Source organism: Burkholderia sp. HI2714 (assembly GCF_002223085.1).
Taxonomy (GTDB): domain Bacteria; phylum Pseudomonadota; class Gammaproteobacteria; order Burkholderiales; family Burkholderiaceae; genus Burkholderia; species Burkholderia lata_D.
On the sequence record NZ_NKFM01000029.1, the window covers coordinates 149817 to 162394 of the forward strand.

Consider the following 12578-nt stretch of genomic DNA (forward strand, 5'->3'; position numbering starts at 1 on the left):
CGGCGCGAACCTCACCGGCCTTCGCGTTACTTCGCGACGACGACCGGAATCCCCTTCAGCATCCCCGCGCCCTTCATCTCGTCGAGCGCGTGCTGCACGGCCGCGCTCGTCGCCGCTTCGATGCCGAGCTGCAGCGCGAGCTCGCGCTCCGCGCGCTTCACGCCGGCAAGATTGCGCACCTTCACGTGACCGAAGCCGCGCACGCGTGCATGCAGGTCGGCCAGTTGCGTGACCTGCGCCGCATTGCCGGCCGTCGTCGCGGCGAGCGCACGCGTGAGCGTCGTCTCGTAGTCGTCGGCGAGCGCACGCTCCATCTTGCGCTCGACGGTGCGGCCGAACGGATCGAGCCACGTGCCGCGCAGGCTGCGCACGCGCGCCAGCATGCCGAACACCGGCCACATCCACTGGCCGAACACGCGCTTCTTCGGCGCGCTGCCGTCGCTGCCGGCCTTTGCGACCGTCGGCGGCGCCAGGTTGAACTTCACGCGATAGGCCTGCCCCGGCACGCCTTCGAACTGCGCTTCGAGCGCCGTGCGGAACGCGTCGTCCGTGTACAGCCGCGCGACCTCGTATTCGTCCTTCACCGCGAGCAGCCGGTAGAACGTGGTCGCGACCGCGCGCGTCAGCGCGTCGTCGCCCTTCGCACGCGCCGCGCCCACGAGCGCACGGTAGCGCTCGACATAACGTGCGCCGCCGTAGGCATCGAGACGCGCTTCGCGATCGGCGATCAGCTCGGCGAGCGTCTCCGGCGCGGCATGCGCGGCCACCGTGTGACGCGCGTTCCACAACGCATCGAGGCCCGCCGCGTCGCCGGCCGCCATCCGGCCGATCGAGAACGCGAGCTTGTTCATCGGCACCGCGACGTTGTTCAGCTCGATCGCGCGCATCATCGCCGCGAGCGACACCGGCACGAGGCCAAGCTGCCATGCATAGCCGAGCATCAGGATGTTCGCGCCGATCGAGTCACCGAGGAACTTCGCGGCGAGCGCCTGCGCGTCGCAGCTCGACAGGTAGCCGTCGCCGGCCGCGTGGCGCATCTTCTCGAGCAGCGCGTCCGCATGCAGGTTCGCGTCGGGGTTCTGCACGAACGACGCGTTCGGAATCCGGTGCGTGTTGACGACGATCCGCGAACGCTCGTGACGCACCGTCTGCAGCGCCTCGGCGCTCGCGCCGACCACCATGTCGCACGCGAGCAGCACGTCCGCCTGCTGGGTGTCGATGCGCACCTGGTTCAGCCACCGGTCGCTCGATGCGATCCGCACGAACGACAGCACCGAGCCGCCCTTCTGCGCGAAGCCCATGAAGTCGAGCACCGACGCGCTCTTGCCTTCGAGGTGCGCGGCCATGCTGATCAGCGCGCCGACCGTCACGACACCCGTGCCGCCGACGCCCGTCACGAGCATGTCGAACGGCGCCGCGTCGAGATGCGTCGCCGGCACCGGCAGCGCATCGACGCGCACGGCGAGCGCGGCTTCGTCGAATGCGGCACCGGCCGCCTTCTTCAGCGCCGCGCCTTCGACCGTCACGAAGCTCGGGCAGAAGCCGTTCACGCACGAATAGTCCTTGTTGCACGACGACTGGTCGATGCGGCGCTTGCGGCCGAGCGGTGTCTCGAGCGGCTCGACCGACAGGCAGTTCGACTGCACGCCGCAATCGCCGCAGCCTTCGCACACTGCGTCGTTGATGAACAGGCGCTTGTCCGGGTCGGGGAATTCGCCCTTCTTGCGGCGGCGGCGCTTCTCGGCCGCGCAGGTCTGGTCGTAGATCAGCACGGTGACGCCCGGCGTCTCGCGCAGCTCGCGCTGCACGGTGTCGAGTTCGCTGCGGTGATGGAACGTCGTGCCCGGCGGGAACTGGCCGTGATGACCGTCGTACTTCTCCGGCTCGTCGGACACGACCACGAAGCGCGACACGCCTTCCGCCTCGACCTGCCGCGCGATCTGCGGCACCGAGATGCTGCCGTCGACCGGCTGCCCGCCCGTCATCGCGACCGCGTCGTTGTAGAGGATCTTGTACGTGATGTTCGCTTTCGCGGCCACGGCCTGGCGGATCGCGAGGATGCCCGAATGGAAGTAGGTGCCGTCGCCGAGGTTCTGGAACACGTGCTTCGTGTTGGTGAACATCGCGTGCGCGGCCCAGTCGACGCCCTCGCCGCCCATCTGGATCAGCCCCGTCGTGTCGCGCTCCATCCACGACGCCATGAAGTGGCAGCCGATGCCGGCCTGCGCGATCGAGCCTTCCGGCACCTTCGTCGACGTGTTGTGCGGGCAGCCCGAGCAGAAATACGGCGTGCGCTTCACCGCGTCCGCCTCGTTCGACAGGATTTGCGGCGCGACGAGATCGACCACGCGTTCGCGGCGGTCGAGCGCCGGCTTGTGGCGCGCGAGCCAGTCGGCGAACACCGGCAGGATGCGCGACGGGCGCAGCTCGCCGAGCTCGGACAGCAGGCAGGCGCCGGCAGCGTCGTGCTTGCCGAGCACCCGCGGGCGCGCGCCTTCCGTGCGGTTGTACAGGTAGTCCTTGATCTGCTGCTCGATGACCGGGCCCTTCTCCTCGATCACGAGCACTTCGGCGAGCCCGTCGACGAAGGTTTCGAGGCGCGTCATCTCGAGCGGATACGACAGGCCGACCTTGTAGATCCGCACGCCGGCCGTATCGAGATCGGCCACCGTCAGGTCGAGGCGGCGCAGCGCTTCCATCAGGTCGAGGTGCGCCTTGCCGCAGGTCACGATGCCGACGTTGGCCTGCGCGCTCGGTGCGATCCACTTGTCGATGCTATTGGTGCGCGCGAAATGGCGCACCGCGTCGAGCTTCGCGGCGAGGCGCGCCTCGATCGTGAGGCTCGGCAGGTCGGGCCAGCGATTGTGCAGGCCGCCCGCCGGCGGCGTGAAGCCTTCCGGCACGGGCCACTGCGTCTGCAGCGCGTCGAGGTCGACGGTCGAGCCCGATTCGACCGTTTCCGAGATCGCCTTGAAACCGACCCACGCGCCCGAGTAGCGCGACAGCGCCCAGCCGTACAGGCCGAATTCGAGCATGTCGGCGATGTTCGCCGGGTTCACGACCGGCATGTGCCACGCGATCATCGCGAAGTCGCTCTGGTGCGGCATCGACGACGACACGCAGCCGTGGTCGTCGCCCGCCACCACCAGCACGCCGCCATGCGGCGACGAACCGTACGCGTTGCCGTGCTTCAGCGCGTCGCCGGCGCGATCGACGCCCGGGCCCTTGCCGTACCACATCGCATACACGCCCTCCACCGTGCGCTCGGGATCGGCCTCGACCCGCTGCGTGCCGAGCACGGCCGTGCCGCCGAGTTCCTCGTTGATCGCGGGCAGGAAGCGCACGCCGCCGGCGTCGAGCAGCTTCTTCGCCTTCCACAGCTGCTGGTCGACCATGCCGAGCGGCGAGCCGCGATAGCCGCTGACGAAGCCGGCCGTGTCGAGCCCCTGTTCGGCGTCGACCGTGCGCTGCATCAGCAGCAGGCGAACCAGCGCCTGCGTGCCGGTCAGGAAGATCCGGCCGCGCGTCGCGGTCAGGTTGTCGGTCAGGCGGTAGTCGGACAGGGCAGGCGTGCCGTCGACGGGCAGGCGGGCAGTCATGGGGGGAAGTCTCCGGATTGTGCTGTTCTGGGCTGCTCGGCAGGGCGTCGGGCGACGCGTGACTGGCGGCAGCGAATGGCTCTATTTTTTCGCGCGCAGCCGAGAATGTTTTTCCTCATCTTGCTCGGGCGGGCCCTCAGTGAGAAAAACTGCGCAGCTTTTTGGCAGGATTTGAGAGAGTTTTCGCGCACGGCGGTCGGGCGGGATGGGCGACGCGTCGGGGCGGGCGGCCCGTTTGCCGGGGAAACGCGTGGCGGTCCGACGGTGGCCCAGGGGAGGTGGCGGGTGGCGCTTGTGCCCCGTGTGACAAGGGTTTCAGCGCGTCGTGGCGGTGACCCTCACCATTGAAATGCACAGCGTTGCGTTTGGTCGGCGGCGCGGGATGTCCACAACGCCGCGGCCCTCGGCCGACCGGGCTCGCGCGCTCACCGTTCGATTGCACAGCGTTTCGAGTGGTGTGGAGGCCGGGATGTCCACACCGTTGTCGGCATGCGTTTGGCGCTTGCCCCGACGCTCACCGTTGAAATTCACAGCGCGGCGAGTGGGTTTCGGCTGCGGATATCCACATCGGTGAGGGCGTATTGCGTCGATCGGCGGCTCGCCTTCGGCGTTCGAATGCTCAGGGTCGTGAGTGGGTTCGTCGGCTGGAAAGGCATGCAGAAACATGCATGCTGCACAATCGCGGACTCGTACTCACCGTGGAAATACACAGGATCGCGAGTGGGTTTATCGGCCGGACATGTACGGCGGAACGCGCATGCTGCACGATCGCGGGCTCTCGCTCATCGTGAAAATACACTGGATCGCGAGCGGGCTTATCGACCGGCGCGCGCGGGTACACGCATTCTGCACAATCGCGGACTCACACTCACCGTGGAAATACACAGGATCGCGAGTGGGTTTATCGGTCGGACATGTACGACGGAACGCGCATGCTGCACAATCGCGGGCTCGCACTCACCGTTGAAATACACAGGGCTTCGAGTGTCTGCAACAGCGGTTATCCACGCCCGATCCGGCATTGCTGACCGGCTAGGCGAGCACCCTCACCATTGAAAACCACAGCGCTTCGAGTGGTCCGCGACGCAGGATATCCACATGCATGCGCATCCGTCGATGCGATAACGGATGCGCGCCGCGGAAGGCGAGACCGGCCGGTAATCCTTGCTGGAAGCGGCTCATCGGCCGATTGGGTACAGACACTCACCATCGAAATGCACAGCGTCGCGAGTCGTTTCCGCTGCAGGATATCCACACGGGTGCCCGTGTTTTCCTCGTTCGCGCTCCGTGTGCGAGCCCTGAGACACACGACGCTTCAGACGGCGCCGATGGCCGAATGATCGCATTCCTGGTGCGCTGACCGCCGATCCCGTGTCCACGCTCCCCCCTGCATTGCGCAGCGCCTCGAGTCGCTTGCGAACGCGGCGATGCGCAGCGAAATCTGCACGTTGCAGACCACACGCCCGCGCTCGCCGTTAAAATGCACGGCCTTTCGGTTGACAGCCGGAACCGGATCTCTACGTCGCGGCACGCCGCGGTTCCGCCGCGCATGCGCGCGTTCGGCTAGAATGCGCGACGCTTCGAACCACGCAAAGATCGGAAAACCGCGCCAGGACAGGCGCATCGCCCGATCGGACGCCGCCCCTCACCGTTGAATTCCACAGCATTTCGCGTCGTTTCGCGGGCGAGTTGTCCACAACCAGCTTCATGCATTCCGTATCATCCGGTGACCCTCACCTGTGAAATGCACAGGGCGCCGAGTCGTTTCGGCGTGACGATATCCACAACCGATCGCTCGACGCGACCTTCGTCGGACCATCGACTGGAACGGCCCGCGCATCCGCCGACGGCTATCGGGCATTGACCGGAAAACCCCGTCCAGACGGCCTCGGCGGCACCCTCACCATTCAAATGCACAGCGTTTCGAGTCGCCTTCGAGGTGGGTTATCCACATCTGTCCAACGAGGCTGCACCGAACAGGCACGCGCCCTCGAGCCGCATTACTCGGCAATCGACCGGATGACCGCCGCCGGATTGCCGCCGACCAGCACATTCGGCGGAACATCCCGCGTGACGACGGCTCCGGCCGCGACCACCGAGTTCTCGCCCACCGTCACACCGCCGATGATCGTCGCACCGGCGCCGATCCAGACGTTCCGTTCGATCACGATCGGCTTCGCGACGACGAAGTCGCGCCGCCGCGAAGGTTCGACGGGGTGACCGGACGTGATGAGGCTGACGTTCGGCCCGATCATCGCGTCATCGCCGATCTCGAGCCCACCGAGATCGTAGAACGTGCAGTTCTGGTTGACGAACACGTTGCGCCCGAGCTTCATGCCGGTGCCGCCCGTCGCATGGAACGGCGGGATCAACACGAAGCCGTCGTCCACCGGCATACCGATCAGTTCTCCGAATAATGTGCGAACCTCGGCGGCGTCGTCGAACGTCAGGCGATTGATCCGCGCGGCGATCGACATCGCCCGCTTGACCTCGGCCACCATCGCCGCGGATTCCGGCGTTCTTCTCGGAATGATCGTGGTGCGATCGTCGTTTGCCATGCGTGTGTTGTCTCCCATGATTTCCCTGTTTCGCGATGCATCGGCGCTTGCGGAACGATGCCAGTGTGGGCGCGTGTGCAGACGCTGCGGGCTCCGTGATGCCGTGCGCGGGATGCCGGCCTACACCGTGATTCCCATCCCATTTATAACTAGTATCAACATAACTAGTTATCGACATATCGCCTTGTGCGACAAGGCTTTGCCCGGCCTTCTGCCTGATTCACGCTCGACACACAACGCGTCTGGCCATCCTATGCAGATAACCGCCGCTGGCTAGACGCCCTTGCCAGGTGCCCTTGTCCGAACCTGCGGCGCTCGGGTACGCTGGAGCATCCACCGGACCGACAGCTGCACCCAAACGCGGAGGCACGATGAAGCTCTACTACTGGCCGAAGACCCGGGCATTTCGGGCATTGTGGATGCTTGAAGAACTCGGCGTGGTGTACGAACTCGTGCCGATCGACCTGCGTTCGCACGAACAGGGCAGCGACGCGTTCGTGCAGGTCAACCCGATGGCCAAGCTGCCCGCGCTCGACGACGGCAGCATGCCGTTCGCCGAATCGGGCGCCGTGCTGCTCTATCTTGCCGACCGCTGCCCGGGCGCCGGGCTCGGCGTCGCGCCCGACGATCCGCTGCGCGGCCGTTTCCTCCAATGGATGTTCTTCACGCCGACCTGCCTCGAACCGGCGATGGCCGAAAAATTCACCGGCGCGTCGGGCAATCCGGTCGCGTTCGGCTGGGGCAACATCACCCGCGTGCAGCGCGCACTCGCGCAAGCGCTCGCCCATAGCCCATGGCTCGTCGGCGACCGCTTCACCGCAGCCGACCTGCTGCTCGCCAGCACGCTGAAGATCGCATTCGACGCGCATCTGCTGCCGCACGAAGGCGTGCTCGGCGACTATGTCGCGCGCGCCGAGGATCGCGACGCATTCCACCGCGCGGTCGCGATCGAACAGCGCGAAGCGGCGCGCCTGCTGCATGCGTGACGCGTAGACGCGTCGCGCGGCGGCGGCACTGCCGGCCGGCCGCGAGCGCCGCTACGCGGCCGGGCCCGACGTCGCGGCGCCGGCATTGACCACCGCACCCGGCGAGCCGCGCTCGTCGGTATCGGCGTCGACCGGCACCACCTCATGAAAATGCGTGTAGTCGATGTGCGTGATGCCGTCTTCGTCGTGCATCAGGTCGACATAGCGGTGACGCCAGCGGATCTCGTCATGCTCCCAGGAATGACGCGCCTGCATCACCTGCGCGGTCGTCTCGTCCGAGCCTTCGATCGTGATCAGCAACGACGCATCGCGCGCGGCGAGCGATTCGGGCGTCTCGCCGAACAGCGCGCTCGATTCGTCGATCACGTGCATCAGGTTCCAGCCGAGCAGGAAGATCGGATGCTCGCTGCGCACGAGCGCCAAGTCGTGGATCTTGCGCAACGTGTAGCCCTCGTGCGTGCCCTCGACACGCATCAGCCGCAGTTTCGCCTGCGCCTCGGCAATCACGTTCTGGCGCGCATTCGCGGCGCGCACCATCAGCGTCATCCTGCCGTTCAACGGCCGGACGATCGCGTAGCGTGCGAACAGGATCTTCGCCTGCGGCCGCGAAAACCGCGCAAACACGAGCCCGGTAGCCATCGCAATGCCCGACATCCCGACGAAGATCTCGAATGTCGCGACCAGGTGCGCATAGACGGTCTGCGGATGCATGTCGCCGTAGCCGACGGTCGCGAGTGTCTCGACGCTGAAGAAGAATGCGCCGCCGAAGCCGGCCGGCGACTGGTTCGCGATCGGCGCATGGCCAAGCAGGTAGAGCGTCGCAAAAGCGCCGTTGAGCAGCAGGAACAGCACGGCGAGCGACAGGAAGAATACGGGCCAGCTCACCGTCAGCGCGCGGTGATAGAGGTCGCGCCAGCCGAGCGGCGGCATCCCGTACGCAATCACCGGGCGGGTGCCCGACCAGAGCTTGCGGCCACGGCCGCGGGAGGCTGGGGAGGACGAATCGACGTTCATCGCGCGGCGCCGGAAACAGGGAGGCGATGAGCGTAGCACGCGCGGCGGCGGCCGGGTATGCGTACCGGTTCGGAATGGAAATCCGTCGCACCGCCGGCCGCGCGGCGCAAAAAAAGCCGGCTGCGGAAGCGGCCGGCTGCGTCGTCAGCGTGTGGGCAAGCGCGCGGCGCTCACTTGCGGTCGACGATCACCTGGTCGAACGTGCCGCCGTCCGCGAAGTGTGTCTTCTGCGCGTTCGCCCAGCTGCCGAAGACCTGTTCGACGCTGAACGTCTTCAGCGACTTGAATTCGGCCGCATGCTTCTTCAGCACGTTCGCGTCGCGCGGGCGCAGGTGGTGTTGCGCGATGATCTCCTGCGCTTCCGGCGTGTACAGGTAATCCAGATACGCCTGCGCGACCTTGCGCGTGCCCTTCTTGTCGACGACCTTGTCGACGACGGCGACGGGCGGCTCCGCGAGGATGCTCGCCGACGGATACACGGCGTCGAACTGCGCGCCCGATGCGCCGGTGTCCATCAGCGCGACTTCATTCTCGAACGTGACCAGCACGTCGCCGATGCCGCGCTGCGTGAACGTCGTCGTCGCGCCGCGACCACCGGAGTCGAGCACCGGCACGTTGCGGAAGATCGCCTTCTCGAAGTCGATCGCCTGCTGGTCGGTCGCGCCCTTCTGCTTCTGGAAGCCCCACGCGGCGAGATACGCATAGCGGCCGTTGCCCGACGTCTTCGGGTTCGCGATGATCACCTGGACACCCGGCTTCGCGAGATCGCTCCAGTCCTTGATCGCCTTCGGGTTGCCCTTGCGCACCAGGAACACCATCGTGGTCGAGTACGGCGAGCTGTTGTCCGGGAAACGCGCGCGCCAGTCCTTCGGCAGCAGCTGGCCACGCTCGGCGAGCAGGTCGATGTCGTTCGGCTGGTTCATCGTCACGACGTCGGCCTGCAGCCCTTGCAGCACCGACAGCGCCTGCGCGCTCGACGCGCCGTGCGACTGCTTGATCGCGACCGTCTCGCCGGTCTTCTGCTTGTAGGCGGCGGCAAAACCCGCGTTGATGTCCTTGTACAGTTCGCGCGTCACGTCGTACGACACGTTCAGGATCGACGTATCCGCGTGCGCGGCCGTTGCCGCCACGACCAGCGCCGCCGCCGCGCCCGTGTGCAGCCAGCGGCCGATCCCCTTCATGCTTGCAATCGTGATATGCCCCGTTTCCAGTGGTGGTGAATGTGCGTGACGGCACGCGTACGCGCTGTCATCGAAACGTAAGCGGGCATTCTAGCGGCCGGGCGCGGCGCGCTTTCCAATCAGTCGTGGAAAGCAAATCTCGAATCCTGCTAAGCGGCGGCGGACGCTCGCGCGCGGATCGGATCCGGTGTTAAGATCGCCGCTCAGCCCATTTTCCGGTTCTCCCATGTCCGCTGCCCTGCGCTCGCTTCCGATCCTCGCCGCCGTCGCGGCAGGTGCGCGCGCGGCCGGGCTGAAACTGAAAAAACGACTCCTCGACTGACGGGGGCGTCACGTCCCGTCAGGCGAATGCCGGACGGGATGCCCGCAGGTCGTTTCTTTCTCCTTGCTCGCACGCCTCGCTCCGGCTCTCCGCCGGCGGAACGGTTCCTTCCCACTCCGTTTCCACCCTGAGGCTTTGCATGAACACACGTTTCGAAGGTATCTGGCTGCCGATCATCACGCCGTTCCACCACGGCGAAGTCGACCATGCCGCGCTCGCGCGACTCGCGCGCCACTATGCCGCCGCGGGCATCGCAGGCTTCGTCGCGGGCGCGACGACCGGTGAGGGCGTGCTGCTCGACGCGCGCGAACAGGACGCGGTGATCGCGACGCTGCGCAACGCGGCGCCCGGGCTGCCGATCGTCGTCGGGCTGACCGCGAGCGCGACGCATTTCGCGGCCGCCCGCGCGCGCGAACTCGCGGCGCTGCGGCCCGACGGGCTGCTCGTCACGCCGCCCGTCTACGTGCGGCCGACGCAGGACGGCATCCGCCGCCACGTCGAGGCGATCGTCGACGCGGCCGACCTGCCGGTGCTCGTCTACAACATCCCGTACCGCACCGGCGTGAACGTCGAACTGGAGACGCTGCAGGCGCTCGCGCGCGACCCGCGCGTCGCGGGCATCAAGGAATGCGGCGGTACGCTCGACCGGATGAGCCGGCTCGTGCACGACACGCCGCTCGCGATCCTGTCCGGCGACGACAACCAGAACTTCGCGGCGATGTGCGCCGGTGCGCACGGCGCGATCGCGAGCAGCGCGCACGTGCTGCCCGAATGGCATGTGCGCATCCATGCGCTGCTGCGCGACGGTCGGCTCGCCGATGCGCGGCGCCTGTCGGTCGCGCTGCAGCCGCTCGTCGCGGCGCTGTTCGCGGAGCCGAACCCGGCGCCGGTGAAGGCCGTACTGGCCGCGCAAGGGTGGTGCGAGGACGGGTTGCGGCTGCCGTTCGTGCCGGCGAGTGAAGGGTTGAGGGAGCGGCTGGCGGCCATTTGCGCGGAACTGGACGAAATCGAGCCGAACGTCGCGTCAGCATGAACCGCGACGCCACATGACGTACAGGCGACCAATGGATTTCACCCCGACAGATTGCTTCAAACTGTCAGAACGAGAGACAGGTCGTACCGCGCGAGATGGGCATCGGCCGTCACGAGCTGAAGCGGCTCGTGACGGGCCTGCGCGACCAGCAAGCGATCGAATGGATCACGATGGTGGTGCGGCAGATCACGGACCGCGGCCCCATGCACGGCCCGGACTGGCAGCTCGCGAATCCCGCTCGAGCCAATCGCACGGATCAGCTTGCCGACGTCGATATCGAGCTTCCCCAGGCCGGCCTTGATGGCGGCCTCCCAGATACTCGCGCTGCTGACGAAACGCTCATCGGCCGCCGAGATCAGCCGGCACGCCCTTGCGCTCAGCCTGGGGTCATTGGTCACGATCCACAAAAAGATGTGCGTATCGAGCAACAGCCGCATCAGTGCCCTTCGAAGGCATCCAGCAGGTAATCGGGCAGCGGGGCATCGAAGTCGTCCGCGATCCACGCCTGCCCTTGCAGGACACCGAACCGAACAGGCGGATTGCCGGGCACGAGTCGATCAGTTGACGCCCCGTCACCGCGGATCGTGACATCTGCCCTTTGGGCCGGATCAACCGCACTGGCGCCGGGCGTATTCTCGTTTTGCATGATGACCTCCGTTTCAAGTGATCATCACTGTAGTCAGGTTCACCTGATCGATCCATTCGACCGATCGGCAGAGGGATTGCCGAACCGCACCCGGCGACGGCAATCGAGGGTTTCGTCACGCCGCCAGCGCCGCCCCCGTCCCCTCCGTCGCATCCCGCACCGCCTGCTTCACGATCCGCGCGAGCCGATCGACGGTCGGCGTCGCCGACGACGTGCGCCGCAGCAAAATCAGCGGCAAACTCGGCAGCGCCGGCAACCCGCACGAAGCCGCATCGAGCACGCGCACCGACGCGGGCAGCCCGTACTGCGAGCGCACCGTCAGCCCGAGGCCGGCCGCCGCCGCGGCCCATAGCCCGGCGAGACTGGGGGTCGTGAACGCAACGCGCCACGGCACGCCCGCGCGGTCGAGCGCGCCGGTCGCCGCACCGAAGAACCGGCACGGCCGGTCGAACACGACGAGCGGCAGCGGCTCGCCCGGCGCGCGCACTGCACGGCCGCCCATTTCGACCGCGCCGCCTTCCATCCCATCCTCCGCACCGCCGCCCGGCATGCCAAAGCCGGCCGCCGCCCCCACCCACTGCATCGGCACCTGCGCGATCGCTTCGCTCTCGATCCCCGCGCGCGCCACCAGCGCCGCCGACGCCGGATCGCCCCACACCAGCGCGAGATCGAGCTGGTTCGCATCGAGCCGGTCGAGCAAGTCGGCATTGCGCGCCACGCGCGCCTCGATCCGCACCTTCGGATGCGCACGCGCGAACCGCCCGAGCACGTCGGGCAGAATCGCCTCGCCGAAATCCTCCTGCAGCCCGACACGCACCCAGCCGTCGAGATTCATGCCGCGCACGGCCGCGGCCGCCTCGTCGTTCAGCTCGATCATCCGCCGCGCATAGCGCAGCATCGCGTCGCCGGCGTCGGTCAGCGCCAGCCCGCGCCCGGCCTTCACGAACAGCGGCGTGCCGGCCTGCTCCTCGAGCTTGCGGATCTGCGCGCTCACCGCCGACGACGAGCGCGCGACGCGGTCGGCCGCCTTCGCGAAACTGCCGAGATCCACGCCGGCGACAAGGCTGCGCAGCGCCGCCACGTCGAAGTTGGGCCGGGTCAGCGTGGCATCGGCCAGCGCGAGCGACTCGCCGTCGTCGCGTGGAATGTCTTGTCCGGGCATCTCAATCATCCTGTTATATCGAACGATTCATCAAGAACTTTCCGATTTTCAGGATGAATATAGGGCGCCAGACTGTG

Annotated in this window: 9 protein-coding genes; 2 read left to right on the plus strand and 7 right to left on the minus strand. The window is 67.1% G+C overall.

Translation table 11 applies throughout. The features are described from left to right. Nucleotides 1-26: 26 nt before the first annotated feature. Nucleotides 27-3599: an indolepyruvate ferredoxin oxidoreductase family protein gene (locus CFB82_RS16460; RefSeq protein WP_069249015.1), complete on the minus strand. Its 3573-nt coding sequence runs from the start codon at nucleotides 3597-3599 to the stop codon at nucleotides 27-29. Nucleotides 3600-5599: 2000 nt separating this feature from the next. Further along, entirely contained in the window at nucleotides 5600-6157 is a 558-nt protein-coding gene (locus tag CFB82_RS16470; protein WP_069249017.1) for a sugar O-acetyltransferase, read from the minus strand. Nucleotides 6158-6528: 371 nt separating this feature from the next. Here CFB82_RS16470 and CFB82_RS16475 point away from each other — a divergent pair, with 371 nt between their 5' ends. Next, entirely contained in the window at nucleotides 6529-7143 is a 615-nt protein-coding gene (locus tag CFB82_RS16475; protein WP_069249018.1) for a glutathione S-transferase family protein, read from the plus strand. 51 nt (nucleotides 7144-7194) lie between these two features. Here CFB82_RS16475 and CFB82_RS16480 read toward each other — a convergent pair whose 3' ends face one another. Continuing rightward, a complete protein-coding gene (locus tag CFB82_RS16480) occupies nucleotides 7195-8157 on the minus strand; it encodes an ion channel (protein WP_039346434.1) in 963 nt (320 codons plus the stop codon). A 170-nt stretch (nucleotides 8158-8327) separates the two neighbouring features. Next, on the minus strand, nucleotides 8328-9347 hold the full coding sequence (locus tag CFB82_RS16485) for a sulfate ABC transporter substrate-binding protein (RefSeq protein ID WP_069249019.1): 1020 nt from the start codon (nucleotides 9345-9347) through the stop codon (nucleotides 8328-8330). 452 nt (nucleotides 9348-9799) lie between these two features. Here CFB82_RS16485 and dapA point away from each other — a divergent pair, with 452 nt between their 5' ends. Beyond that, on the plus strand, nucleotides 9800-10693 hold the full coding sequence (dapA, locus tag CFB82_RS16495; protein ID WP_069249020.1) for a 4-hydroxy-tetrahydrodipicolinate synthase: 894 nt from the start codon (nucleotides 9800-9802) through the stop codon (nucleotides 10691-10693). Between the two features lie 56 nt (nucleotides 10694-10749). On the opposite strand, the gene CFB82_RS16500 is transcribed toward dapA, so the two are convergent. The 3 genes from CFB82_RS16500 to CFB82_RS16510 all read right to left on the minus strand — a co-directional run bounded on the left by CFB82_RS16500 (nucleotide 10750) and on the right by CFB82_RS16510 (nucleotide 12501). Next, complete coding sequence (locus tag CFB82_RS16500) at nucleotides 10750-11130, minus strand: type II toxin-antitoxin system VapC family toxin (protein ID WP_069249021.1); 381 nt, start codon at nucleotides 11128-11130, stop codon at nucleotides 10750-10752. Continuing rightward, entirely contained in the window at nucleotides 11130-11339 is a 210-nt protein-coding gene (locus CFB82_RS16505) for a hypothetical protein (RefSeq protein ID WP_069249022.1), read from the minus strand. The genes CFB82_RS16500 and CFB82_RS16505 overlap by 1 nt, the downstream gene beginning before the upstream one ends. Before the next feature lie 115 nt (nucleotides 11340-11454). Next, complete coding sequence (locus CFB82_RS16510) at nucleotides 11455-12501, minus strand: LysR substrate-binding domain-containing protein (RefSeq protein ID WP_069249379.1); 1047 nt, start codon at nucleotides 12499-12501, stop codon at nucleotides 11455-11457. Between the last annotated feature and the right edge of the window lie 77 nt (nucleotides 12502-12578).